Source organism: Salipiger bermudensis (assembly GCF_020171625.1).
GTDB classification, from domain to species: Bacteria; Pseudomonadota; Alphaproteobacteria; order Rhodobacterales; family Rhodobacteraceae; genus Salipiger; species Salipiger bermudensis_B.
In genome coordinates this window covers 143700-168006 of the sequence record NZ_JAIUZY010000003.1, presented here as the reverse complement: position 1 = coordinate 168006, position 24307 = coordinate 143700, and the positions used below count along the sequence as shown (strand labels likewise).

The following is a 24307-nucleotide window of genomic DNA, read 5'->3' as shown; positions in this document are numbered from 1 at the left end:
CGCGTTGCTGCCCTCTCGAGGTAGGCCGCGGGAGGGGCGGGTGCAAGGGAAAGGCAGCCGCCTCACTCCTCGCGCGTCACCACGCCGACGATCGGCCCCATCATGCGCCCGATGTCGCGCCGCCCGGCCGCGGGGGCATAAAGCCGCGACACGTTGCCATCGAGGAACAGCGCCTGCGGCAGGCCCAGCCGGTCGCGGAACAGCGAGGCGAATTCGTGGAAGGTGACGGCGGTTTCCGAGATCACGAAGACCGCGCGCTTGCCGTTCTCGGAGGTGCCGACGCCGTTGCGGATGTAGCGCGACGTGCTGTCGGGCAGGAAGCGCGGGTGCAACGCCCCGTCGATCACCAGCATCGGGCCCGACTGCGTGGCGTAGCGACAGCTCGGCCGCTCGCGCAGGAAGGCGCGGGTCTCGATCACGTCGGCCCGGTTGCGGCGGATGCACAGGATGCCGTTCGGCAGCAGCCCGAAATTGCCCGGGCCGGCGCTCGAGATCACCCGCATCGCCTCTTCGCCGCGCTCGACGTAATAGCCTACGGGCGCACGATCCTCGTGATACATGCCGGCATTCATCGCGAAGGCGAGGCGGCGGCCTTCCGGGCGCAGGGCGTTGTCGATGGCGGTGAACTGGCCCCACGGTGCGCCGTCCTCGGTGTAGAGGAAGGTGCGCAGCGCCTCGCGAGCGGGGCGCACCTCGCACACGGTGTAGCGGTTGCCGGCATGTTCCAGAGGCTCGCACTCCACCGCCCTTGCGGACAGCGGCAGCGCTGCGAGGACCAGCGCGGTGACCGCGGCCAGAACGCCGCGCACCGGCCTACTCCTCCACGTCGCGGCGCACCGCATCTTGCGAGAACAGCCGCCGGGTCTCGTCGAGACGGTCGAAGGTCTCGTCGAGCTTGAAGCGCAGCTCGGGCGCGAATTTCAGCGTCAGCCCCTTGGAGACGGCGCGGCGCAGCTCGGCCTTGTTGCGCTTGAGCAGGTCGAACATCTCGTCCGGTTTGCCCCCGCCCAAGGGCACCACGTAGGCGGTCGCCACCTTGAGATCGGGAGACACCGTCACCTCGCCCACGGTGATCGAGAGGCGGTTGAGCTCGGGGTCGTGGATGTCGCCGCGGGTCAGCACCTCGGACAGCGTCCGGCGAATGAGTTCGCCGACGCGAAGCTGTCTCTGGCTCGGTCCGGGACCGTCTTGGAATCTGTTCTTGCCCATGTCTCCCCACTTAGTCCTTGCCCGCCCCTTTGCCAAGCCGGACGCTGCGGGCTAAGGAAGCGCGCAAAGGATGAACTGGAGATGACGATGAGCGAGATGCCGGGCGTTGTTGTGACGGGGGTGTCGGGCCGCATGGGCCAGATGCTGGTGCGCGAACTGCAAAAGAGCGACCGGCTGGCGCTGGTGGGCGCGGTCGAGCGCACGGGCCACGACTGGGTCGGGCGCGACCTCGGCACCTGCATGGGCGGCACCGAGCTTGGCGTGCTGGTGACCGATGACGCGCTCGAGGCCTTCACAAAGGCGCAGGCGGTGATCGATTTCACCGCGCCCGCCGCCACCGTGGCCTTTGCCGAGCTCGCGGCGCAGGCCCGCGCGGTGCACGTGATCGGCACCACCGGGCTCGACGCCGAAGACCTGAAGAAGATCCACGTCGCCGCCCGCCACGCGGTGATCGTGCGCGCCGGCAACATGTCGCTCGGGGTCAACCTGCTCACCAAGGTGACCCGGCAGGTCGCCGCGGCGCTGGACGAGGACTGGGACATCGAGATCGTCGAGGCGCATCACAACCAGAAGGTCGATGCGCCCTCCGGCACCGCCCTGATGCTGGGCGAGGCCGCCGCCGAGGGCCGCGGCGTGGCGCTCGATGCGGTCTCCGACCGGGGCCGCGACGGCATCACCGGCAAGCGCAAGCGCGGCGACATCGGCTTCCACGCCATTCGCGGCGGCGACGTGGTGGGCGAGCACGAGGTGATCTTTGCCGCCGCCGGCGAGCGCATCACGATCAAGCACATCGCCTCGGACCGCGCCCTCTTCGCCCGCGGCGCGCTGAAGGCCGCGCTCTGGGGGCAGGACAAGGCCCCCGGCGAATACGACATGCTCGACGTGCTGGGCCTGAACGACTGAACCCAAGGGGCAGGCGCGCGGCCCTCTCCCCCCAAAAAAAGGGCAGGGGCACTCCGCTCTCCACACCCGCGCCCCACCCCGGCTTTCTTCTGGCCAAAAATATCCCGGGGTGAATTGGCCGCAGGCCAAGAGGGGCAGAGCCCCTGAACCCCGGCGCGGGCCCCAGCCCGCGCAACCCCTCATGCGCACCGCGCGATCAGAAGTCGATCGCGAGGCCCTTCTTCTCCCAGTCGCCGTAGCGCGCCGGGTCGAGCCCGTCGCGGCCGCCGTATTCCTTCGGCGCGGGGGCCTTGCGGGCTTCCTCCTCGGCGGCGGCGCGGCGCGCCTCGGCCTCGGCCAGGGCGCGTTGGGCGGCGGCGGGCAGGCCCTTGCGGTCGGATGTCTCGTCGGTCATGGCGCTTTCCTCGTCTGGTCCCCCCTGATATAGGGCCCGCCAGCCCAGCGAGACAACCCGGGGAGAGACCTCCATGCCGCCCATTCCCACCGCCCGCGCCCAGAGCGTGGCGCTGCTCGGCCAGGTCCTGGGGCAGGGCCGGCTGCTCTCCGACGCCATGACCGGCGCCGCATGGGAGGCGATGCCCGCCCCCGACCGCGCCGCCGCGCAGCGCATGGCGCAGGACGTCCTGCGCAATCTCGAGCGCTGCGACCGGCTGCTGAAGCCGCATCTGCGCAAGGCGCCGCCGCTCTTCGTGCGCAACGTGCTGCGCCTCGGAGCGTGGGAGTTGGCCACCGGCGGGGCGGCGCACGGGGTGGTCAACGAATGCGTCCAGATCATCGCCGGCGACCGCAAGACCCACTCGATGAAGGGGCTCGTAAATGCGGTGCTGCGCAAGCTCACCGAGGAGGCACCGGCGAAATGGCCGACGCTTCGGGTGCCGCGCCTGCCGCGCTGGCTGCGCGAGCCGCTGAGTGTCGCTTGGGGCAACAAGGCGGTCGCGGCGATGGAGGCGGCGCACCTGGCGGGCGCGCCGCTCGATCTCAGCGCAAAAGGCGATGCGGCGGAGCTGGCGGCGGCGGTCGGCGGCACGCTGCTGCCCACCGGCTCGGTGCGGCTGGCCAGTGCCGGTCAGGTCTCGGCGCTGCCGGGCTACGACACCGGCGAGTGGTGGGTGCAGGACGCCGCCGCGGCGCTGCCCGCACGGCTTCTGGGCGACGTCACGGGGCTGAGCGTCCTCGACATGTGCGCCGCGCCGGGCGGCAAGACCATGCAGCTTGCGGCAGCGGGCGCCAAGGTCACCGCGCTCGACCTGTCCGAGGCCCGCATGGGCCGGGTGCGCGAGAACCTCGCCCGCACCGGGCTCGAGGTGGCGACGGTCACCGGGGATGCGCTCGAGCACGACGGCAGCTACGACGCCATCCTGCTCGACGCGCCGTGCTCGGCCACCGGCACCATCCGCCGCCACCCGGACCTGCCTCAGGCCAAGCAGGGCGAGGGCATCTCCGAGCTGATCGGCCTGCAGGCGGCGATGATCGATCACGCGCTGAGCCTGCTCGCCCCCGGCGGGCGGCTGGTGTTCTGCACCTGCTCGCTGATCCCGGACGAGGGCGAATGCCAGGTCGAGGAGGCGCTGGCGCGCCACCCCGGCCTCGAGGTGCTGCGCCCGGAGGCCGCCGGCGTCGAGGACGGGTGGCGCTCGGAAGAGGGCGGGCTGCGGCTGCGGCCCGATTTCTGGGCGGAGCGTGGCGGCATGGACGGGTTCTACATGGCGATCCTGCGCAAACCGGCCTGAGCGGCTCATTCCGAGGTGACTTGACCGCCCCCCTTCGCTACACCTCTTGGCAACGAAGAGCCGGACAAGGCCGGGACGGGGCACGAGAGGGCATGTCGAACAGGGGCAACTGGTCTGCCGCGGTGACGCGGTTCCTGAACCGACTGCACGCGCGTCTGGCGGCGCGCGCCCGTCCGGGTTCTGCCCTCGTGTCGCACCCCGAACCGCGCAGCACCGGCCGGGTCGCGCGGGGCCGCCAGCTTTGCGCCGGCAACCTGATGTTCGCGGGCCACCTCGTCGAGGCCCCCGACGCGATGATCTGGGACATCGCCGCGCCGGATGCGGCGTGGGAGGCCGAGATCCACGGCTTTCGCTGGCTGGACGATCTCGCAGCGGTGGGCGACGCGCGCGCGCGACTGCTGGCGCGGAAATGGGTCTGGGGCTGGATCGCCCGCTACGGCAGTGGCCGGGGCGAGGGCTGGCGCCCCGAGGCCGCCGGGCGGCGGCTGATCCGCGCGATCCATCATGCGCTGTTCCTGCTGCGCGGCGCCAACGCCGACGAGGCGGCGGCGTTCTACCGGGCGCTGGCGGCGCAGACGATCTTCCTCTCCCGGCGCTGGCAGAGCACGCCGCCGGGACTGGCGCGGTTCGAGGCGCTGACCGGGCTGCTCTATGCCGGTCTGTCCTTCGAGGGCATGGCCGCCCATGCGGAGACGGCGCGCAAGGCGCTTGGCGCCGAATGCGCGGCGCGGATCGATGCCGAGGGCGGCATTCCGACCCGCAATCCCGAGGAACTGCTCGAGGTCTTTACCCTGCTGAGCTGGGCGCGCGCGGCGCTCGAGGACGAGGACCTGACCCCAGAGGAGGCGCATGTCGCGGCCATCGCGCGCATCGCGCCGACCCTGCGCGCGCTGCGCCATGCCGATGGCGGGCTGGCGCGGTTTCAGGGCGGCGGGCGCGGGCTCGAGGGCCGGCTCGACGAGGCGCTGGCGGCGTCTGGCGTCCGGCGGCGCCCGCCGAGCGGGGGGCTGGCGATGGGCTACGCGCGGCTTTCGGGCGGGCGCAGCAGCCTGATCGTGGATGCCGCGCCGCCGCCTTCGGGGGCTGCCTCTCTCGATGCGCATGCCTCGACGCTGGCCTTCGAGCTGACCTCCGGACGCCGCCCGCTTGTGGTGAGCTGTGGCTCGGGGGCCGGCTTCGGCTCGGACTGGCGGCGGGCCGGACGCGCCACGCCCTCGCATTCGACGCTGTGCCTCGACGGCTATTCCAGCGCCCGGCTGGCGAGCCCACGACCGGGCGGTGACGCGGCCCTCGAATGGCTCGAAGACGGACCGAAACAGGTGCCTGCGGAGATTGTCCAGATCGAGGAGGGCGGGCAGCGCTTCGAGGGCGGCCATGACGGCTTCCGCCGGACCCACGGGCTGACCCATGCCCGCATCCTCGAGCTGAGCGCCGACGGGCGCGCGGTCTCGGGCGAGGACATGCTGATCACGCTCGACGATGCCGACAAGCGGCTCTTCGACCGGCGGCTCGACGCGGCGCGCCTGAGCGGGCTGCCCTGGCAGTTGCGCTTTCACCTGCACCCCGAGATCGACGCCGCGCTCGACATGGGCGGCAGCGCGGTGTCGCTGGCGCTGCGCTCGGGCGAGGTCTGGGTGTTCCGCCACGATGCCGGCCCGCGGCTGACGCTGGAGCCCTCGGTTTACCTCGAAAAAGGCCGGCTGCGCCCCCGCGCGGCGAAACAGGTCGTTTTATCCGGGCGCGCGATGGAGTATGCGACGCGCATCCGCTGGTCTCTGGCCAAGACGCAGGACACCGCGATCGCCCTGCGCGACGTGGCCCGGGACGAGGTGGAGCCGACGCATTGAACCATCTGGGAACCCGATCCGTATGCCTGACCTGCACAAAGTCGCCCGCGCGCTGATTTCCGTCTCCGACAAGACCGGCCTCATCGATCTTGGCCGTGCCCTCTCCGAGCGCGGAATCGAGATCCTCTCCACCGGCGGCTCCGCCAAGGCACTGCGCGACGAGGGCATCGCCGTCAAGGACGTGGCCGAGGTCACCGAGTTCCCCGAAATGATGGACGGCCGGGTCAAGACCCTGCACCCGCGCATCCATGGCGGCCTGCTGGCGCTGCGCGACGACGAGGCCCATGTCGCGGCGATGCAGGGCCACGCGATCCCCGAGATCGACCTGCTGGTGGTCAACCTCTACCCGTTCGAGGAGACCGTCGCGAAGGGCGCCGATTATGATACCTGCATCGAGAACATCGATATCGGCGGCCCGGCGATGATCCGTGCCGCGGCCAAGAACCACGCCTTCGTCAACGTGGTCACCGACATCGCCGATTACGAGCCGCTGCTGGCCGAGCTCGACGCCAATGACGGCGCCACCTCCTACGGCTTCCGCCAGAAGCTCGCGCTGACCGCCTATGCCCGCACCGGCGCCTATGACGCCGCGGTCTCGAGCTGGATGGCGGGCGCGCTCGAGGAGGCGGCGCCGCGCCGCCGCGCCTTTGCCGGCGAGCTGGCCCAGACCCTGCGCTACGGCGAGAACCCGCACCAGTCCGCGGCCTTCTACCGTGACGGCTCGGACCGGCCGGGCGTGGCCAACGCGGTGCAGCACCAGGGCAAGGAACTGAGCTACAACAACATCAACGATACCGATGCCGCGTTCGAGCTGGTGTCGGAGTTCCTGCCCGGCGACGGGCCGGCCTGCGCCATCATCAAGCACGCCAACCCCTGCGGCGTGGCAAAGGGCGCAACCCTCAAGGAGGCCTACCAGAAGGCCTTCAACTGTGACCGCACCTCGGCCTTCGGCGGCATCGTGGCGCTGAACATGAAGCTCGATGCCGAAACCGCCGAGGCGATCGCCGAGATCTTCACCGAAGTGGTGATCGCGCCGGGCGCCGATGACGCGGCCAAGGAGATCTTCGCGAAGAAGAAGAACCTGCGTCTGCTGACCACCGACGGCGTGGCCAACCCCGGCACGCCGGGCCTGACCTACCGGCAGGTGGCGGGCGGCTTCCTGGTGCAGGACAAGGATGTCGGCCGGATCGGGCTCGAGGATCTGAAGGTGGTGACCAAGCGGCAGCCCTCCGAAGCCGAGCTTGAGGATCTGCTTTTCGCCTGGAAGGTGGCCAAGCACGTGAAGTCGAACGCCATCGTCTACGTCAAGGACGGCGCCACGGTGGGCGTTGGCGCGGGCCAGATGAGCCGGCTCGATTCGGCGCTGATCGCGGCGAAGAAGTCCGAGCGCATGGCCGAGGCGCTGGAGTTGCCCGAGGCGCTGACCAAGGGCTCGGCAGTGGCCTCGGACGCGTTCTTCCCGTTTGCCGATGGTCTGCTCGAGGCGGCGGCGGCGGGCGCCACCACGGTGATCCAGCCGGGCGGCTCGATGCGCGACGCCGAGGTGATCGCGGCAGCCGACGAGGCGGGGCTGGCGATGGTGTTCACCGGGATGCGCCACTTCCGCCACTGAGGCGGGCGCCTGCGGGCGGCTCTTGCGAGATGCGACACGGCCGGTCCCGGAATGGGGCCGGCCGTTTTGCGTGGCAAGGGGGGTGGGAGGGGCGCTGCCCCTCTTGGCCTTCGGCCAATTCACCCCGGAGTATTTTTGACGAAGAGAAGACGGGGGCTGCAGCGGGCCGGGGGCGTGGGCACCCGGCCCGGCAGGGTCATTGACCGGAGGTCTCGTCTTCGAGGCCCTCGGGGCGGCCCACCACCACTTGCGTTGAGCGGGGGGAGGGGCGCTGCCCCTCTTGGCCTGCGGCCAATTCACCCCGGAGTATTTTGACGAAGAGAAGACGGGGGCTGCGGCGGGCCGGTGGCGTGGGCACCCGGCGCGGCAGGGTCATTGGCCGGAGGTCTCGTCTTCGAGGCCCTCGGGGCGGCCCACCACCACGAAGCGCAGAGCGTCGGGCTGCAGCAGCCGGGCGGCGACGCGGGCGATGTCGTCGCGGGTGACCGCCTCGATCTCGTCATTGCGGGTGGTGACGTAGTCGGGCGACAGCCCGTCCATCTGCATCCCCACGAGAATGCGCGCGATCGGGCCGTTGCCGTCGAAGCGCAGCGGGAACGCACCGGTGAGGTAGGTCTTGGCCTGTTCGAGTTCGGCCTCGGTTACCCCGTCTTCGGCCATCTTGCGCCACTCGTCGCGGATCACCGAGATCGCCTCGCCGATGCGATCGTTGGCGGAGGCGACGCGGCCGAGATAGAGCGCCGCGTGATCCATCGGCACGAGGTAGGAATAGACCCCGTATGTCAGGCCGCGCTTCTCGCGCACCTCGGTCATCAGCCGCGCCTCGAAGCCGCCGCCGCCGAGGATCTGGTTGAGAACGTAGGCCGCGAAGAAGTCGGGATCGTTCCGGGCGATGCCGGCATGGCCGAACATGGCCACCGATTGCGGCGTGTCGAAGGGCACCACGGTGACGCCGGCGCTGGTCTCGGCCTCGATATCGGCGGGCAGCGGCGCGCCGGTCGCGGGCAGATCGCCCAGCAGATCGTCGATCAGCGTGGCGAGCGCGTCGGGCGAGATGTCGCCGGCGGCGGCGATATAGACCCGGTCGCGGGTCATGCTGGCCGCGTGCGCGGCGACGATGTCGTCGCGGGTGAGGGCGGTGACGCTCTCCTCGGTGCCCGAGGGCTGGGAGCCGTAGGGATGATCGCCGAACACCATCTCGTCGAAGCGCGCGTTGGCGATGGCGTCGGGATCGCGCGCATCGCTGCGGATCCCCGAAAGCACCTGAGCGCGGACCCGCTCGAGCGCTTCTTCGTCGAAGCGCGGATCGACCAGGCTCTGGCGCAGCAGCGCCACGGCCTCGTCGCGGTTCTCGGTGAGAAAGCGCGCCGAGACCGAGATCGAATCGGGGCCGGAATCGTAGCTGAACCCGGCCGCCAGCGCGTCGCGCTCGGCAGCGAAACCCCGGGCGTCGAGATCGCCTGCGCCCTCCTCGAGCAGGCCCACCATCAGGTTGGTGGCGCCGCGCTTGCCGGGCGCGTCGAGCGAGGTGCCGCCGCGGAAGCGAATCTCGAGCGAGGTGAAGGGGATCGACGGCTCCTCGACCAGCCACGCGGTGAAGCCCATCGGGGTTTCGACGGTCTGGATGTCGGTGGCCGCGAGCGCGGGGGTGGCGAGAAACAGGCTGAAGACAGCGGCGAAGAGCGGCTTCATTGCAGGACCTCCTGCTGGGGGGCGGCGGCGGCCTCGTCGGCCATCAGGTAGCCGGTGACCGATTGCTTTGCGTCGAAGACCTGCCGGGCGGCCTCGACGATCTCTTCGGCGGTGATCGACTGCAGCAGGTCGGGCCAGGCCTGCACGTCCTCGATGGTCAGCCCCGAGGTCAGCGCGCTTCCGTAGCGCCGCGCCAGCGACTCGGTGCTGTCCTGCTGGTAGACCAGATCGGCATTGAGCTGGAACTTGATGCGCTCGAGCTGGTCGCCATCGACGCCCTCCTCGAGGAAGGTCGCAAGCGCCGAGTCGAGCGCCGCCTCGGCGTCTTCCAGGCTAACATCGGCGGCGGGCACCACCATCAGCGTGAAGCTCGAATCGTCGTAGGAGGTGCCGTCGTAGTAGCTGCCGGTGTGCAGGGCCACCTTGGCATCGAACTGCAGGTCGCGGTTCAGCACCGAGGTCTGGCCGCTGCCAAGGATCTCGTCGAGCAGGGTCAGTGCTGCGGCGGTGCGCTGGTCGCCGGGATCACGCTCGGGCGCGAGGTACTGGCGCATCAGGTAAGGCTGGGCGACGCGGGGGTCGCGGTAGACCAAGTGGCGCGCGGCCAGTTGCGGCGGCTCCTGCGGGCGCAGGCGCGGGGCGCCGACCTCGGGGTTGGCGGGGATCGGGGCGTAGTGCTCTTCGGCGAGCGTGCGAACCTCGTCGGGAGTGACGTCGCCGGCGACGATCAGGATGGCGTTGTTGGGGGCGTAGTGGCGTTCATAGAAGCCGGTGGCGGCCTCGAGGTCGAGCGCTTCCATCTCGTGGCGCCAGCCGATGATCGGCACGCCGTAGCGGTGGTTTTGGTATAGTGCTGCGCCCATCTGCTCGCGCATCAGCGCCGCGGGATCGTTCTCGACCCGGGTGTTGCGCTCTTCGAGGATCACGTCGCGCTCGGTCAGGATGTCCTCTTCGTCGAGCTGGAGGTTGACCATGCGATCGGCCTCCATCTCCATCATCAGGCCCAGCCTGTCGGCGGCGACGCGCTGGAAATAGGCGGTCTGGTCGAAGGAGGTGAAGGCGTTGTCGGTGCCGCCGTTCTGCGCCACCACGCGCGAGAACTCGCCCGCTTCCATCTTTTCGGTGCCCTTGAAGAGCAGGTGTTCGAGGAAGTGGGCGATGCCCGAGGTGCCGGCGGTCTCGTCGGCGGAGCCTGCGCGGTACCAGACCATGTGCACCACGACCGGGGCGCGGTGGTCCTCGATGACCACGACTTCCATGCCGTTGTCGAGGGTGAAGTCGGTGACCGGGGTGGCGGTCTCCTCGGCCAGCGCTGGCGGCGCGGAGAGCGTGACGGCGGCGATCGTGAGGGCCGCGGCGAGTCTCTTCATCGGCAAAATCCCTGTCTGTACCCGAAGTGAAAGGAACCTACGCGGTGTCGGGGGGTATTCAAGCGCGCCTTGCGGTTTCGTGATGGCATGGGACGGCGCGTGGCCGTTTCGGCGTCGGTTCCGGGGGCTGACGTCGACAGGCAAAGGACCCGGGGCCCGGGCAGGTCTTGGACCGCCCGGGCCATGTCTGGATCCGTGCCCATGCGGCTGGGGAAGGGGGAGCGGGATGTGGCCTGCCGACCTATCGGGGGCTAACCGTCACTCACGGCTGCGCGCCTGCCAAGCCGTCGATGCAGGATTAGGAGCGGTTGGAGCCGCGGCTCAGTTGTCCCAGCCTGCCGGCGGGGCCGAGGGGGTCTTGATGCCGGCGCGGCGATAGGCGTCGAGCGCGTCGTGGCTGTTCAGCCACTGCTCGCGGTAGGCATCGTAATACTCGTCCTGCGGCACGATCTTGTAGCTGAAGCGCGAGGCGCGCTTGCGGTGCTCGAAATCGGCAGCGGCGAGGTCGGTGCGGATGTTGGGATCGGTGCCGTAGCGACCCGCGCGCTGCAGCAGTGCCCCGTTGCCGGAGGGCGTGCCGCGCTCGCTCACGCGCGCCGGATTCCCGCCGAGCGCCGCCACGGCGCTGGCTTTGGGGGTCTGGTCGGTGCGGTTGGCGCTGCCGGGCGTGGGCGCCGGGAGCGCTGTCATCGCCGGCGGTGTCTCGAGCGGCTTGTTGGGCACGATGGCAAATTCCTCGGGCGTGCCGCTGTTGGTCTTGAGGTAGTGCAGGCGCATGTCCCGCGCGCCCGACGAACAGCCGGCGAGCCCAATCAGCCCCATCACGATCACGACCTGCGACAGCTTCATTGCCATTCTCCGGTTCTTGCCTGTGCCTGCTTTAACGTATCGGGCCGGCGGCGTCACGAGCCGTTTTTCCCGCGCTTGCGCGTGCTGCCGGGGAAGAACACCAGCCCGAGCGCGCCGGCGAAGATCGCGATATCGGCGACGTTGAAGGCAAAGGGGTTGTTCAGGCCGCAGCAGGACATGTTGAGAAAGTCGGCCACCGCGCCATAGAGCAGCCGGTCGATCACGTTGCCGAGCGCGCCGCCGATCAGCAGCCCGCCGGCGATCAGCCCAAGCGTGCCCGGCGGGTCACGGCGCAGCCAGACCAGCACGAAAAGCACGATGCCGAGGGCGACCGAGATCAGGATCCACTTGGTCGCCTCGGTGCCGCCGTTCAGCAGGCCGAAATTGATGCCGTAGTTCCAGGCCATGCGGAAATTCAGCACCGGCGGCAGCACGTCGATGGCGAGCCGGCTGTCGAGCGACATCACATGCACCACCAGCCACTTGCTGAGCTGGTCGAGAACGAGGGTGATCGCCGCCACCCAGGCCACTGTCTTCATGCTGTCTTCCCCGGTCCTGTCTGTCCGGACCGATCTAGCCTGTGCAGGCGCGGATGGAAAGCCAAGGCTCAGGACCGCCCGTGCAGGCTGCGCAGGAAGGCGCCAAAGGCCCCGACCGCCGTGGTGTCGGGGATCGCGCCGGGATCGTTGACGCTCAGCGCGACGCAGTACTTTCGGCCCTCGGCGTCGGTGAGCCACGTGGTGAGGTTGAGCACGCCGGTCTCGGAGCCGCCCTTGAAGGCGATGTTCCGCCATCGGCCGGGCTGATCCGCGACCGGGCCCGGGTTGACCTGCATCAGCGGCAGGCTGGCCAGAGGGGCACCGAGGGCGCAGAGCCGGTCGAGGGGCAGATACCACTCGAGACCCTGCGCGTGCGGGTCGTTGACCTCCTCGAGCGCGGGCAGGGTCTTGGCGGCGCGCGCGGCGATGGCGGGCTTGTCGGCGGGGGCGGCATCGAACCACTCGGCCCGGCGCGCCGCGTCTGCCTTCAGGGCAAAGAACTGGCGGGTGGTGAGGAAGGTCCCGTCAGCAAGGCCGAGCTTTTGCGCCACCGTGTCTGACCCAAGCAGATCGATCAGCAGATCGGTGGCGGTGTTGTCGCTCTCGGCGATCATCGCCAGCCCGGCGCTGTGCAGGGTGACCGGCGCGCCCTCGGGGTAGTCCTGCATCCGGCCCGAGGGCAGGGAGCGGTGACGCTCTTCAAGGCGCACCACCTCGGCCCAGTCGCGGCGACCGGCCTCGATCTCGTCCACGAGCGCCGCCAGAACGCCGATCTTGAAGGCAGAGCCCACGGCGAGCGGCTCGCTTGCGCGGTGCTCCGAGATCACCACGCCGTCGCGGGTGGCGAGCCAGGCCACGTCCCGCCCAAGCTCGCGCAAGACGGCCTCGGCGCTGGCGAGGTCGGTGACACGCGGCTCCGGCGCACCGAACCACAGCGTCGAGACCCGGCCCTCGGCATCGAAGGCGATGCGGGCGGGCATCCGGTGGGTGTCGGACTGGATGACGTAGTCGCGGCCCTTGCCGTCGACGCGGGCGACCGGGCCGATGGCGTCCCTCAGCCCGTCGAGCACCTGCGACAGGGTTTCCGGCGGCACGCTGTCGAAGAACGCCGGGGCCATCGCGACCTCCTGTTCGCCGCGCGACAGCAGCGCGCGCAGGGTGCGCTCCTCCTCGTCGCCGGCGCTGACCGTGGCGGCGGGGAAGAGGAAGGCAAACAGGACTGCCAGAAACCGCATGAACGCTTCTCCCGAATGATGCCGGAGGACGCTGCGCAGGAAACGATCGGATGGCAAGGTCTTGAAACGACGAACGGCCGGGACGTGCCCGGCCGTTGTCTCAATTCGGTGCCGCGTGGGCGGCCTGTCGCCGGCTCAGTTCAGCAGGCCGGCATGGCGCAGCGCATCGTCGATCCGGACGCGCACCGGCTCGGTCACGGGCAGCAGCGGCAGGCGCATCTCTTCGTCGCAGAGGCCAAGGCGCGACATGGCGTATTTCGCACCGCACAGCCCGGGCTCGGCAAAGATCGCCTGATGCAGCGGCATCAGCCGGTCCTGGATGGTGAGCGCCTTGCCGAAATCGCCCGCGAGCGTGGCTTCCTGAAGCTGCGAGCAGAGCGCCGGCGCGGCGTTCGCCGTCACCGAGATGCAGCCCACGCCGCCCTGGGCGTTGAAGCCATGCGCGGTGGCGTCCTCGCCCGAGATCTGCAGGAAGTCCGGCCCGCAGGTCAGACGCTGGGCGCAGACCCGCGCGAGATCGGCGGTGGCATCCTTGACGCCGATGATGCGCGGCAGCTTGGCCAGCTCGCCCATCGTTGCCGGCGTCATGTCGACCGCAGACCGCCCGGGGATGTTGTAGATCACGAGCGGAATGTCGGCGCAGTCGTGCAGCGCGGTGAAATGCGCGATCAGCCCGGCCTGTGTCGGCTTGTTGTAGTAGGGCGTGACCACCAGCGCCGCATCGGCACCGATCTTCTCGGCGAACTGCACGAAGCGCATCGCCTCGTCGGTGTTGTTCGAGCCGGCCCCGGCGATCACCGGAATGCGCCCCGCCACCGCGGTCACGACGCATTCGATCACCGCCTCGTGCTCCTTGTGGGTGAGGGTCGGGCTCTCGCCGGTGGTGCCCACGGGCACGAGGCCGTGGCTGCCTTGCTCGATGTGCCACTCCACGAGGCGTTTAAGCGTGTCGAAATCCACTGCGCCGTCCTTGAACGGCGTGACCAGGGCAGGCATAGAACCTTTCAACATGACACGCTCCTTTTGTGTGTTACCGTCATCCGTGCGGGTCCGGGTCGCCCTGAAGGGAATGTGAATTGCAGCCCTGACGACGCGCGATATCCTCTGGTCCGCGTCTATTCCTTTTCAGATCGGAAATTGCAAGCTCATGTCGCGCCTCTGGGCCATCCTGCTCTCGCTCGCTCTGGCCGTACCGGCCGCCACACCCGCCGCCGCGCAGACCCAGCGCCCGCTGGCCGAGGCCATGCAGGCCATGCGTGAGGGCAACTGGGCCGCGGCCCTGATCGATTCGCGCGGCGACGGCCAGCCGGCGCTCGACGTGATCCTGTGGCACTACCTGCGCTCGAGCCGGGGCGAGCCCTCGCAAATCATGGATTTCATCGAGCGCAACCCGGACTGGCCGGGGATGCCCTACCTGCGTGAGAAGAGCGAAATCGCGATCTCGGAATCCGGCGACATGGCGATCATCCGCGCCTTCTTCGACGGCTACCGTCCGCAGACCGGGGCCGGTGCCCTGGCGCTGGCGCGCAGCTACATGGCCGAAGGGGAGCGCGGTGCCGCCGAGGCCGAGGTGGTGCTGGCGTGGCGTACGCTGGCGCTGTCCTCGGAGGAACGCTCGAGCTTCCTGTCGCAATGGGGAGAGCTGCTGAAGGACCATCACGAGGCGCGGCTCGACATGGCGCTGTGGCAGGGGTGGGAGACGAACGCCCGCGCCATCCTGCCGCTGGTCGGTGACGACTGGCGCGCGCTGGCCGAGGCGCGAATCGCCCTGCGCGACATGGCCCCCGGCGTCGACGGACTGATCGAGAAGGTGCCCGCGGCGCTGCGCGACGATCCCGGGCTGGCCTACGAGCGGTTCCTTTGGCGCGTCCGCAAGGGCCGCACCGCCGATGCGGTGGCGCTGCTTCTGGCGCAGTCCAAGAGCGCCGAGACCCTGGGCGAGCCCTGGGCCTGGGCCGAGCGTCGCGACGACATCGCGCATTCGCTGATGCTCGACGGAGAATACCAGACCGCCTACCAGGTCGCCTCGACCCACCATCTGTCCGAAGGCTCGGACTTCGCCGCGCTGGAGTGGCTGTCGGGCTATCTCTCGCTGCGTTTCCTCGACAACCCGCAGCGCGCGCTGCGGCATTTCCAGAGCCATGGCGGCGCCGTCGACACGCCGATCTCGATGGGCCGGGCGGGCTACTGGACCGGTCGCGCGTATGAGGCGCTGGGCGATGCCGCGGCCGCGCAAACCGCCTATGAGCAGGGCGCGCGCTGGCAGACCTCGTTCTACGGTCTGCTGGCCGCCGAGAAGGCCGGCGTGGCCCCCAACCCGGCCCTCGCCGGGACCGAGGATTTCCCCGACTGGAACAGCGCCGCCTTCACCGAGAGCACCGTCTACAAGGCGGCGATCCTGCTGCTGGCCTCGGGCGAACTCACGCTGGGAGAGCGCTTCCTCACCCACCTCGCCGAAGGGCTCGACCGGCAGGCGATCGGCCAGCTTGGCGACATGCTCGCCGAGATGGGCCGCCCGCATGTGCAGGTAATGGTCGGCAAGCGCGCCGCGCGCTACGGCGTCGAGCTGCCGGGGCCGTACTATGCGCTGCACCCGGATCTGGTGGCCTCCGAGTTTCCGGTCCCGAAGGAGATGGTGCTGGCGATTGCGCGGCGCGAATCCGAGTTCGACCCGGCGGTGGTCTCCCACGCCGGGGCGCGCGGCCTGATGCAGCTGATGCCCGGAACCGCGCAGGAGGTCTCGGGCTGGCTCGACATCGCCTATTCCCATGACGGGCTGACCGAGGATCCGGCCTACAACGCGCGGCTCGGCTCGACCTATTTGGCCCGGTTGGCGGAGCGCTTCGACGGCAACGTGGTGATGATGGCGGCGGGCTACAACGCCGGTCCGGGCCGCCCGATCCGCTGGATGGACCTGTTCGGCGATCCCCGGAAAGGCGAGATCGACGTGGTCGACTGGATCGAGATGATCCCGTTCAACGAGACCCGCAACTACGTCATGCGGGTCTCGGAAAGCCTGCCGGTCTACCGTGCCCGACTGGGCCGCGATCCGCTGCCGGTGCCGTTCTCGCAAGAGCTGACCGGCAGCACCCTGCGCCGGATCGACTGAGGCCGGGCAGGGCGCGTGCGCTAGCTCAGCTCAGGGCGCGGCGCAGGATCTCCATGACGCCATCGGCGGTCTCGGCGCTCTGCACGAAATCGAGCAACGAGTGGTCGGCGAAGTCCTCGTCGACCACGTGATGCAAAAGCGCCTTGAGCGGCCCCCAGAACCCCTCGCTGTCAAGCAGCACGATCGGCTTGTCGTGCAGCCCGAGCTGGCGCCATGTCAGCACCTCGAAGAATTCGTCGAGGCTGCCGGCGCCGCCCGGCATCATCACGATGGCATCGGCGTTCATGACCATGACCTTCTTGCGCTCGTGCATGGTCTCGGTGACGACGAAGCGGGTGAGGTCGGTCTTGCCGACCTCGCGCTGCAGCAGGTGGGTGGGGATCACGCCGAAGGTGTCGCCACCGCTGGCCTGCGCGGCGCGGGCCACCACGCCCATCAGCCCGACATCGCCCGCGCCGTAGACGAGGCGCCATTTCTCGGCGGCGAGCGCGTGGCCCATCGCCTCGGCGGCAGCGGTGTAGGAAGCGGCACGGCCAGGGCGCGAGCCGCAGTAGACGCAGACGGATTTCGGGTTCATGCTGGGACTCGGCGTTAAATTGCTGTTTTGACCCGTGATAACGGGATTGTTATACCATCTCAACAGCGCTGCGCTGCAGCGCCACTTGGGGACTGGATAGCACGACGATGACAAAGGCACTTGGCTGGGGGATTCTGGGCGCGGTGGCGCTGGCGGCGCTGCTTTATCTGGCCGGTCTGATCGGGCCGGACACGGGACCGATCAGCCTGCTCTCCTCGTCGTCCGAGACCGCTGCGAGCGACGCGGCGCCGGACGGGGACGCCTCCGGGGCCGATGTCGCGGTTGTGTCGGTCACGCCAGAGGCGCCCGACGAGATGCCCGCCGCCCAAGTGGGCGAGAGCGGGGGCGCCGCGCCCGATACGGTTGCAGTCGACACCCCGACCGAGGCCCCGGACGCCCCCGCCCCGCCGCGTTTCGATCTGGTGCGCGCCGATCCCGGAGGTCAGACGCTGGTGGCGGGTCATGCCGCGCCCGGCGCCGAGGTCTCGGTGCTGCTCGACGGCGCCGCGCAGCCGGTGGCCTCGGCGGATGCCTCCGGGCGGTTCGCGCTGTTTCTCGATCTGCCGCCCTCTGCCGACCCGCGCGTGCTGCGGCTGAGCATGACGGTGGGAGAGCAGGAGGTCGCCTCGACCGAGGAGGTCATCCTCGCGCCGCTGTCGCCCTCCGAGGCGCCGGAACCGCCGAGCGCGGACAGGCCCGCCGAAATCGGCACCGTGGCCGGGTTGCCTGCGGAGCCGTCTGCCCCGGATGCCGACGTGGCGCAGGCGCCTGAGACCGGGAGCGAGACGCGCGACGGGGCCGTCGCGCTGGCCTCCGGCGAAGCCACTGAAACTGCGACGCCGCCCGCGCCCCCGGCGACGCCCGCCGTTCTGCTCTCGACCGAGGACGGGGTCGAGGTGTTGCAGGCGCCGGAGCCGTTGCCCGAGGGGCAGGTCGCGATCGATGCCATCACCTATGACGACCTCGGCGGGGTCACCCTGTCGGGACGCGGCAGCGCCGATGCGACGCTGCGAGTCTATCTCGACAACCGCTCCGTCGCCTCCGGCGCGGTCCCCGAAACCGGGCGCTGGCGCATCGATCTGCCGGGGGTGGAGGGCGGCACCTACACGCTGCGCGTCGACCAGCTTGGCGATAGCGGCGAGGTCTCGGCGCGTGCCGAAAGCCCGTTCCTGCGCGAGGATCCGGCAAAGCTCACCGCCGCGGCCGACGAGGCGGAGGCGGGCCGGGCGGCGCTGACCGCCGTCACGGTGCAGCCCGGCCACACGCTCTGGGCGCTGGCGCGGGACCGCTACGGCGAGGGGCTGGCCTATGTGAAGGTGTTCGACGCCAACCGCGACCAGATCCGCAACCCGGACCTGATCTATCCCGGCCAGATCTTCGACCTGCCAGACTGAGACCGGACGGCCCTTGCGCCCGGCGCGCGCCAGCGGCACATCCGGACGCCTCCGGCGGGAGTATTTTTGACGAAGAGAAGCAGGGGCGCAGCGCTTATGTCTTCTTTGGTTCAAAAATACCTCGGGGGTGAATTGGCGCATAGCGCCAAGAGGGGGCAGAGCCCCCTCCTTCTTTTTGATAGAGGCGCACCTTCGGTGCGACAGGGGGCAGAGTCCCCTCTTTCTTTTTGATAGAGGCGCACCTTCGGTGCGACAGGGGGCAGAGTCCCCTCTTTCTTTTTGATAGAGGCGCACCTTCGGTGCGACAGGCGGCAGCGCCCCCTCCTTCTTTTTAGTAGAGGCGCGCCTCTGGTGCGACAGGGGGGCATCGCCCCCTTGCCGGGTCAGCCCTCCCAGCGACAGGACGGGCCCGGCTCTGGTTTCCCGCCGGGCATCGCGTTAAGGCAGGGGAGAGACGCGACAGAACGGACCCGCCATGCCTCCCGAGACCTCCGCCGATATCGCCCGCGAGGAGCGCCGCTCGGGGCTACGCACCATTCGCCGGGTCTGGCCCTATCTCTGGCCCGACGGTGCGCCTTGGGTAAAGCGCCGGGTGGTGTTCGCGCTGGGGCTCCTGCTGCTCGCCAAGCTGATCGCCGTGGGCACGCCCATCCTCTACAAGCGCGCGGTCGACAGCCTGTCGGGCGAGGTGCCGGACCTGATGCTGGGCGCGGTTGGGCTGACCGTCGCCTACGGGATGGCGCGGCTGATGAGCGTGGGCTTCCAGCAGGCCCGCGACGGCGTCTTCGCGCGGGTGGGCCAGCGGGCACTGCGCCAGCTCGCCCTCGAGACCTTTACCCATATCCACCGCCTCTCGCTGCGCTATCACATCAGCCGCAAGACCGGCGGGCTGTCGCGGATCATCGAGCGCGGCGTCAAGGGCGTCGAGTTCCTGCTGCGCTTCCTGCTGTTCAGCATCGGGCCGCTGGTCATCGAGCTGGCGCTGGTGGCGGCGGTGCTCTTCGTGCTGTTCGACGTCTGGTATCTCGCCGTGGTGGTGGTGACCATCGCGCTCTATGTCTGGTTCACCTTCAAGGTCACCGAGTGGCGGGTGCGCCTGCGCCGGACGATGAACAAGCAGGACACCGATGCCAACCAGAAGGCCATCGACAGCCTGCTGAACTTCGAGACGGTGAAGTATTTCGGCGCCGAGACCCGCGAGGCGGCGCGCTACGACGCCGCGATGAAGGGCTACGAGCAGGCGGCGGTGAAGACCGCGACCTCGCTGGCGTGGCTCAACTTCGGCCAGTCGCTGCTGATCACCACCGGTCTGGTCATCGTCATGGTGATGGCGGCGATGGGCGTGCAGGATGGCAGCCTGACGGTGGGCGATTTCGTCATGGTCAACGCCTACATGATCCAGATCACCATGCCGCTGAACTTCCTCGGCACGGTCTATCGCGAGATCCGCCAGAGCCTCGTCGACATGGGCGAGATGTTCGATCTGCTCGACAGCCCGCGGGACGTCACCGACAAGCCCGGCGCGCCGGCCATTGCGGTGGCGGGCGGCGTGGTGGCCTTCGACGACGTGCGCTTCGGCTACGACGCGGAACGGCCGATCCTCAAGGGCGTGTCGCTCGAGGTCGGCGCCGGGCAGAACGTGGCGCTGGTCGGGCCTTCGGGGTCGGGCAAGTCGACCATCGGGCGGCTGCTGTTTCGCTTCTACGACGTGGGCAGCGGGGCGATCCGCATCGACGGGCAGGACCTGCGCGACGTCACGCAGGACAGCCTGCACGCCGCCATCGGGGTGGTGCCGCAGGACACGGTGCTGTTCAACGACACCATCCGCTACAACATCGCCTATGGCCGCGACGGCGCAACCGAGGACGAGATCGTCGCGGCGGCGCGGGCGGCGCAGATCCACAGCTTCATCGAGAGCCTGCCCGAGGGCTACGACACCCAGGTCGGCGAGCGCGGGCTGAAGCTGTCGGGCGGCGAGAAGCAGCGGGTGGGCATCGCGCGCACCCTGCTCAAGGACCCGCCGATCCTGCTGCTCGACGAGGCCACCTCGGCGCTCGACACCGAGACCGAGGCCGAGATCCAGACCGCGCTGAAGCGCGCCGGAGAAGGCCGGACGGTCATCACCATTGCCCACCGGCTTTCGACCATTGCCGATTGCGACCGCATCGTGGTGCTGGAGAAGGGCGAGGTGGTCGAGGAGGGCACCCACGAGGTGCTTCTCGCGCGCGGCGGGCGCTATGCGCAGCTCTGGGCGCGCCAGCAGGCGGATCGCGACGCGGCCTGAGAGGCGGGCCGAGGCGCCATCGCGGCGGGGCTTTTGACAGCGCTCCTGCCGCACTGGCGAAAATTGGTCAGGTAAGGTGACCGCCCTTGTTTCCGATCGGAAACTCTCTTACTGGTCTGGAAACTCGCACACCATCCGACTTCTGCCAGGAGGCTTGCCATGAGCGACCGCATCACCCGCAACGGTCTTCAGATCGACCCTGTTCTGTTCGACTTCATCGAAGAGAAGGCGCTGCCGGGCAGCGGCGTGGCGGCGGAGACCTTCTGGGAGAAGTTGTCGGAACTGGCGCACAGGTTCGGCCCGCGCAACGCGGCGCTGCTCGAGACCCGCGAGCGCCTGCAGGCGCAGCTCGACGCGTGGCATCTGGAGCGCAAGGGCCAGCCGCATGATGCCGGGGCCTACCGCGAATTCCTCGAGGAGATCGGCTATCTCGTGCCCGAGGGGCCGGAGTTCGAGATCGAGACGCAGAACACCGACCCGGAGTTCGCCTCGGTGCCGGGGCCGCAGCTGGTGGTGCCGATCACCAACGCGCGCTACGCGCTGAACGCCGCGAACGCGCGCTGGGGCTCGCTTTATGATGCCTATTACGGCACCGACGCACTGGGCTCGCGGCCCGGCAAGGGCGGGTTCGACATGGACCGCGCCGGCAAGGTGGTCGAGGCCGCCAAGGCCTTTCTCGACGCGACCTTCCCGGTCAATGGCGGCAGCCACGCCGGCGTCGATGCCTACACGGTCGAGGGCGGCACGCTGCGGGTCTCGGGCAAGCCGCTGCTGAGCCCGGCGCAGTTCGCGGGCTACCGCGGCGCGCCCGAGGCGCCGGAGGCGATCCTGCTGCGCAACAACGGCCTGCATGTCGAGCTGGTCATCGACCGCGATCATTTCATCGGCAAGACCGATGCGGCGGGGCTCGCCGACGTGCTGATGGAGGCCGCGGTCTCGGCCATCATGGATTGCGAGGACTCGGTCGCCTGCGTCGATGCCGAGGAGAAGACGCAGGCCTATGGCAACTGGCTCGGCCTGATGAAGGGCGATCTTGCCGACACCTTCGAGAAGGGCGGCGAGCCGGTCACCCGCACGCTGCACGGCGACCGGGTCTACACTGCGCCGGACGGCTCCGAGCTGGTGCTCAAGGGGCGCTCGATGATGCTGGTGCGCAATGTCGGCCACCTGATGACCAACCCGGCGATCCTGCTCGAGGACGGCTCGGAGATCTTCGAGGGGCTGATGGATGCGATGGTGACCACGCTGATCGCCAGGCACGATCTGAACAAGACCTCCGGCCCGCGCAACTCGGTCAAGGGCTCGGTCTACGTGGTCAAGCCGAAGATGCACGGCCCCGAGGAGGTCGCCTTCGCCGACGAGATCTTCAGCTTCGTGGAAGCGGCGCTGGAGCTGCCGCAATACACCGTGAAGCTCGGAATCATGGACGAGGAGCGTCGCAACAGCGCCAACCTCAAGGAGTGCATCCGCGCCGCCAAGCACAGGGTCGCCTTCATCAACACCGGCTTCCTCGACCGCACCGGCGACGAGATGCACAGCTCGATGGAAGCCGGCCCGATGATCCGCAAGGGCGACATGAAGAGCACCGCGTGGATCGCCTCCTACGAGGACCGCAACGTCGATATCGGGCTGGCCTGCGGGCTGCGGGGCAAGGCGCAGATCGGCAAGGGCATGTGGGCCATGCCGGACCTGATGGCGGATATGCTCAAGGCCAAGATCGGTCATCCCAAGGCCGGGGCGAACTGCGCCTGGGTGCCGTCGCCCACCGCCGCCACGCTGCACGCGCTGCATTACCACGAGGTCGACGTGCTGGCACGGCAGGCGGAGATCGCCGCGGGCGGGCCGCGCGGCACGCTCGAGGATCTGCTGACGATCCCGGTGGCCGAGGGCGCCAACTGGTCCGACGCGGAGATCCGCGAGGAGATCGAGAACAACGCGCAGGGCATCCTCGGCTACGTGGTGCGCTGGGTCGACCAGGGGGTCGGCTGCTCGAAGGTGCCGGACATCCACGACGTGGGGCTGATGGAGGATCGCGCGACCTGCCGGATCTCGTCGCAGCATCTGGCCAACTGGCTGCATCACGGCGTGGTCTCGCGAGACGAGGTCATGGCGGTGATGAAGCGCATGGCCGAGGTGGTGGACCGCCAGAACGCCGGCGACGCGGCCTACCGGCCGATGGCGCCGGCCTATGACGGGCCGGCATTCAAGGCCGCCTGTGATCTGGTCTTCGAGGGCCGGGAGCAGCCGTCGGGCTATACCGAGCCGGTGCTGCACCGCCGCCGTCTCGAGCTGAAGGCCGCGGGCTGAGGCTTGTGAGGGATTGCGCCGCGGGCTTCGCCCGCGTCGCCCGGCCGCCGGCCCTGCGGGCCGGCGGGGAGGTATGAAGACCGTCGCTCGTTCGTTGGGTGGCGGGGGCCGCTGGTCCGCTGGCCGGACGGGTGGGGCGGAATGAGGCCGCGAGCCCATCGGGCCGGCTGGGACTTAGGAAGGCAGCCGCTGGTCGGTTGGACCGACGCGGACTCGGAATAGAGCCGCCGGCCTGTCGGGCCGACGGCCGGGGGGAGGGGCGCTGCCCCTCTGCCGCGCGGGGCGCGCGGCATTCACCCCGAGGTATTTGGAAACCAGAGAAGATCTGTAGGGGTCGCAAGGAGGGGGCGGGAGGGCGGCGATTTCACTGCGCCGGGCGCGGGTGATGATCCGCAAGAGCTTGGAGGCGGCAAGGAGATGGGGCTGAACCCGCTGTCTGCCTTGGTGCTTGGACGCGGGCGGGCATGTGGACGCCCTCGAACGTCAGGACCGGCCAGTCCGGGGCGGTTCCAGATCGCGCAGGGCGAGGCCTTTGGGCTGTGATGCCGGGGATGCCGGGCGGCGCACAGATGGCGCGCGCTGAGGCACAAACCTGTTTCGTCGCCGCCGCCAATGGCGCGTTGGGCGGACAGATGATCCCGGTGCCGGGCGGCGTCCTGGTCAAGGATATCAAGGGCCGGGTGCTGGGCACGCCGGGCGTGACCGGCGACAGCTCGGACAACGATGCGACTGCCGCGAAAGCGGGCGTCGAGGCCGCCGGACGGGTTACCGAGGTCTGAGCCACCTTTCGCAACCACTGCTGCTGCACTATGTTGCCCTGCAGCAGCAGCGCAAAAGAGGTTTTCATGGCCCGCCCCGTCGTCGGCATCATCGGCAACCAGCACCTTCTGAACGATCACTACCCGGCCCATGCGGGCGGGGAGATGAACACCGAAGCGGTGGCCTGCGTCTCGGGCTGTCTGCCCCTGCTGATCGCTGCCGACCCGCGCTTCGTCTCGGTCGAGGAGCTGATGCAGGTCTGCGACGGCTTCCTGCTCACGGGCGGGCGGCCCAACGTGCATCCCGAGGAATACGGCGAGGAAGCCACCGAGGCGCATGGCGCGTTCGACCGCGCCCGCGATGCCATCGTGCTGCCGCTGGTGCGCAACTGCGTCGAGCGGGGGCTGCCGTTTCTGGGCATCTGCCGGGGCTTCCAGGAGGTCAACGTGGCGATGGGCGGCACGCTCTATCCCGAGATCCGCGACCTGCCGGGGCGCATGAACCACCGGATGCCGCCCGATGGCTCGCTCGAGGAGAAATTCGCGCTGCGCCATAAGGTGACGCTGGCCGAGGGCGGGCGGTTTCACAGGCTCTTCGGCAGCACCGAGGTGATGACCAACACGCTGCACGGTCAGGGCATCAAGCGTCCCGGCAGCCGCATCGAGATCGAGGGCTTCGCCCCCGACGGCACGCCCGAGGCGATCCACGTCAAGGGTGCGGCGGGCTTCACCCTGTCGGTGCAGTGGCACCCGGAATGGGATGCGGCCAACGACCCGGTGTCGCGGCCGCTCTTCGAGGCCTTCGGCGACGCGGTGCGCGACTTTGCCGCCAGCCGGCGCGAACCGCAGCGCATTCTGGCCTGATCCACGCCCCGGGTGCGCAGCATCTGGG

The 24307-nt window shown here is 69.5% G+C and carries 19 protein-coding genes and 1 pseudogene; 10 read left to right on the top strand and 10 right to left on the bottom strand.

All coding sequences use genetic code 11. The annotated features are described in order from the left end of the window. Nucleotides 1-62: 62 nt before the first annotated feature. Together LCM15_RS04315 and rbfA are read right to left on the bottom strand one after the other, a co-directional pair. On the bottom strand, nt 63-809 hold the full coding sequence (locus LCM15_RS04315) for a phosphodiester glycosidase family protein (RefSeq protein ID WP_224853404.1): 747 nt from the start codon (nt 807-809) through the stop codon (nt 63-65). A 4-nt stretch (nt 810-813) separates the two neighbouring features. After that, nucleotides 814-1209, bottom strand: a complete 396-nt coding sequence (gene rbfA, locus LCM15_RS04310) for a 30S ribosome-binding factor RbfA (protein ID WP_224853401.1) — start codon at nt 1207-1209, stop codon at nt 814-816. A gap of 87 nt (nt 1210-1296) precedes the next feature. On the opposite strand from rbfA, the gene dapB reads away from it, so the two are divergent. Next, complete coding sequence (dapB, locus tag LCM15_RS04305) at nt 1297-2112, top strand: 4-hydroxy-tetrahydrodipicolinate reductase (RefSeq protein WP_224854569.1); 816 nt, start codon at nt 1297-1299, stop codon at nt 2110-2112. A 196-nt stretch (nt 2113-2308) separates the two neighbouring features. Here dapB and LCM15_RS04300 read toward each other — a convergent pair whose 3' ends face one another. Continuing rightward, nucleotides 2309-2506, bottom strand: coding sequence for a DUF1674 domain-containing protein (locus LCM15_RS04300; protein WP_224853400.1), 198 nt, complete (start codon nt 2504-2506; stop codon nt 2309-2311). A 73-nt stretch (nt 2507-2579) separates the two neighbouring features. Between LCM15_RS04300 and LCM15_RS04295 the strand changes: the two genes are divergently transcribed. From LCM15_RS04295 to purH, 3 genes are all read left to right on the top strand, one after another. Beyond that, on the top strand, nt 2580-3842 hold the full coding sequence (locus LCM15_RS04295) for an RsmB/NOP family class I SAM-dependent RNA methyltransferase (RefSeq protein ID WP_224853398.1): 1263 nt from the start codon (nt 2580-2582) through the stop codon (nt 3840-3842). Between the two features lie 92 nt (nt 3843-3934). Beyond that, on the top strand, nt 3935-5689 hold the full coding sequence (locus LCM15_RS04290) for a heparinase II/III family protein (protein WP_224853396.1): 1755 nt from the start codon (nt 3935-3937) through the stop codon (nt 5687-5689). 22 nt (nt 5690-5711) lie between these two features. Next, on the top strand, nt 5712-7301 hold the full coding sequence (purH, locus tag LCM15_RS04285) for a bifunctional phosphoribosylaminoimidazolecarboxamide formyltransferase/IMP cyclohydrolase (protein ID WP_224853394.1): 1590 nt from the start codon (nt 5712-5714) through the stop codon (nt 7299-7301). 372 nt (nt 7302-7673) lie between these two features. Here the strand turns inward: purH and LCM15_RS04280 are convergent, their stop codons facing one another. The 6 genes from LCM15_RS04280 to dapA all read right to left on the bottom strand — a co-directional run bounded on the left by LCM15_RS04280 (nt 7674) and on the right by dapA (nt 13997). Further along, nucleotides 7674-8993, bottom strand: coding sequence for a M16 family metallopeptidase (locus LCM15_RS04280; RefSeq protein ID WP_224853393.1), 1320 nt, complete (start codon nt 8991-8993; stop codon nt 7674-7676). Next, nucleotides 8990-10363 (bottom strand): M16 family metallopeptidase, encoded by a 1374-nt coding sequence (locus LCM15_RS04275; protein WP_224853391.1) that lies wholly within the window; start codon nt 10361-10363, stop codon nt 8990-8992. The genes LCM15_RS04280 and LCM15_RS04275 overlap by 4 nt, the downstream gene beginning before the upstream one ends. Nucleotides 10364-10684: 321 nt before the next feature. Further along, complete coding sequence (locus LCM15_RS04270) at nt 10685-11218, bottom strand: DUF3035 domain-containing protein (RefSeq protein ID WP_224853389.1); 534 nt, start codon at nt 11216-11218, stop codon at nt 10685-10687. Between the two features lie 47 nt (nt 11219-11265). Beyond that, nucleotides 11266-11751 carry a signal peptidase II gene (gene lspA / locus LCM15_RS04265; RefSeq protein ID WP_224853387.1) on the bottom strand — a complete coding sequence of 162 codons (486 nt, stop codon included), beginning with the start codon at nt 11749-11751 and terminating at the stop codon, nt 11266-11268. A gap of 68 nt (nt 11752-11819) precedes the next feature. Beyond that, a complete protein-coding gene (locus tag LCM15_RS04260; RefSeq protein WP_224853385.1) occupies nt 11820-12986 on the bottom strand; it encodes a serine hydrolase in 1167 nt (388 codons plus the stop codon). 135 nt (nt 12987-13121) lie between these two features. Further along, entirely contained in the window at nt 13122-13997 is an 876-nt protein-coding gene (gene dapA / locus LCM15_RS04255) for a 4-hydroxy-tetrahydrodipicolinate synthase (RefSeq protein WP_224853383.1), read from the bottom strand. 136 nt (nt 13998-14133) lie between these two features. On the opposite strand from dapA, the gene LCM15_RS04250 reads away from it, so the two are divergent. Next, nucleotides 14134-16095: a lytic transglycosylase domain-containing protein gene (locus LCM15_RS04250; RefSeq protein ID WP_224853381.1), complete on the top strand. Its 1962-nt coding sequence runs from the start codon at nt 14134-14136 to the stop codon at nt 16093-16095. Between the two features lie 25 nt (nt 16096-16120). Here LCM15_RS04250 and LCM15_RS04245 read toward each other — a convergent pair whose 3' ends face one another. Then, nucleotides 16121-16672: a TIGR00730 family Rossman fold protein gene (locus tag LCM15_RS04245; protein ID WP_224853379.1), complete on the bottom strand. Its 552-nt coding sequence runs from the start codon at nt 16670-16672 to the stop codon at nt 16121-16123. Between the two features lie 107 nt (nt 16673-16779). Here LCM15_RS04245 and LCM15_RS04240 point away from each other — a divergent pair, with 107 nt between their 5' ends. The 5 genes and pseudogenes from LCM15_RS04240 (at nt 16780) to LCM15_RS04220 (ending at nt 24279) form a co-directional block, all read left to right on the top strand. Further along, entirely contained in the window at nt 16780-18066 is a 1287-nt protein-coding gene (locus LCM15_RS04240; protein ID WP_224853377.1) for a LysM peptidoglycan-binding domain-containing protein, read from the top strand. Nucleotides 18067-18541: 475 nt separating this feature from the next. Next, nucleotides 18542-20350 (top strand): ABCB family ABC transporter ATP-binding protein/permease, encoded by a 1809-nt coding sequence (locus LCM15_RS04235; RefSeq protein WP_224853375.1) that lies wholly within the window; start codon nt 18542-18544, stop codon nt 20348-20350. Between the two features lie 159 nt (nt 20351-20509). Further along, nucleotides 20510-22657, top strand: a complete 2148-nt coding sequence (locus LCM15_RS04230) for a malate synthase G (protein ID WP_224853372.1) — start codon at nt 20510-20512, stop codon at nt 22655-22657. Nucleotides 22658-23042: 385 nt separating this feature from the next. Next, nucleotides 23043-23436, top strand: a pseudogene (locus LCM15_RS22885) (GlcG/HbpS family heme-binding protein). 66 nt (nt 23437-23502) lie between these two features. Beyond that, nucleotides 23503-24279 (top strand): gamma-glutamyl-gamma-aminobutyrate hydrolase family protein, encoded by a 777-nt coding sequence (locus LCM15_RS04220; RefSeq protein WP_224853370.1) that lies wholly within the window; start codon nt 23503-23505, stop codon nt 24277-24279. The last annotated feature ends 28 nt before the right edge of the window (nt 24280-24307 follow it).

Coding starts and splice junctions, on each gene's coding strand:
- rbfA (WP_224853401.1), bottom strand. CDS start 1,209: ATGGGCAAGAACAGATTCCAAGACGGTCCCGGACCGAGCCAGAGACAG.
- dapB (WP_224854569.1), top strand. CDS start 1,297: ATGAGCGAGATGCCGGGCGTTGTTGTGACGGGGGTGTCGGGCCGCATG.
- LCM15_RS04300 (WP_224853400.1), bottom strand. CDS start 2,506: ATGACCGACGAGACATCCGACCGCAAGGGCCTGCCCGCCGCCGCCCAA.
- LCM15_RS04295 (WP_224853398.1), top strand. CDS start 2,580: ATGCCGCCCATTCCCACCGCCCGCGCCCAGAGCGTGGCGCTGCTCGGC.
- LCM15_RS04290 (WP_224853396.1), top strand. CDS start 3,935: ATGTCGAACAGGGGCAACTGGTCTGCCGCGGTGACGCGGTTCCTGAAC.
- purH (WP_224853394.1), top strand. CDS start 5,712: ATGCCTGACCTGCACAAAGTCGCCCGCGCGCTGATTTCCGTCTCCGAC.
- LCM15_RS04280 (WP_224853393.1), bottom strand. CDS start 8,993: ATGAAGCCGCTCTTCGCCGCTGTCTTCAGCCTGTTTCTCGCCACCCCC.
- LCM15_RS04275 (WP_224853391.1), bottom strand. CDS start 10,363: ATGAAGAGACTCGCCGCGGCCCTCACGATCGCCGCCGTCACGCTCTCC.
- LCM15_RS04270 (WP_224853389.1), bottom strand. CDS start 11,218: ATGGCAATGAAGCTGTCGCAGGTCGTGATCGTGATGGGGCTGATTGGG.
- lspA (WP_224853387.1), bottom strand. CDS start 11,751: ATGAAGACAGTGGCCTGGGTGGCGGCGATCACCCTCGTTCTCGACCAG.
- LCM15_RS04260 (WP_224853385.1), bottom strand. CDS start 12,986: ATGCGGTTTCTGGCAGTCCTGTTTGCCTTCCTCTTCCCCGCCGCCACG.
- dapA (WP_224853383.1), bottom strand. CDS start 13,997: ATGTTGAAAGGTTCTATGCCTGCCCTGGTCACGCCGTTCAAGGACGGC.
- LCM15_RS04250 (WP_224853381.1), top strand. CDS start 14,134: ATGTCGCGCCTCTGGGCCATCCTGCTCTCGCTCGCTCTGGCCGTACCG.
- LCM15_RS04245 (WP_224853379.1), bottom strand. CDS start 16,672: ATGAACCCGAAATCCGTCTGCGTCTACTGCGGCTCGCGCCCTGGCCGT.
- LCM15_RS04240 (WP_224853377.1), top strand. CDS start 16,780: ATGACAAAGGCACTTGGCTGGGGGATTCTGGGCGCGGTGGCGCTGGCG.
- LCM15_RS04235 (WP_224853375.1), top strand. CDS start 18,542: ATGCCTCCCGAGACCTCCGCCGATATCGCCCGCGAGGAGCGCCGCTCG.
- LCM15_RS04230 (WP_224853372.1), top strand. CDS start 20,510: ATGAGCGACCGCATCACCCGCAACGGTCTTCAGATCGACCCTGTTCTG.
- LCM15_RS04220 (WP_224853370.1), top strand. CDS start 23,503: ATGGCCCGCCCCGTCGTCGGCATCATCGGCAACCAGCACCTTCTGAAC.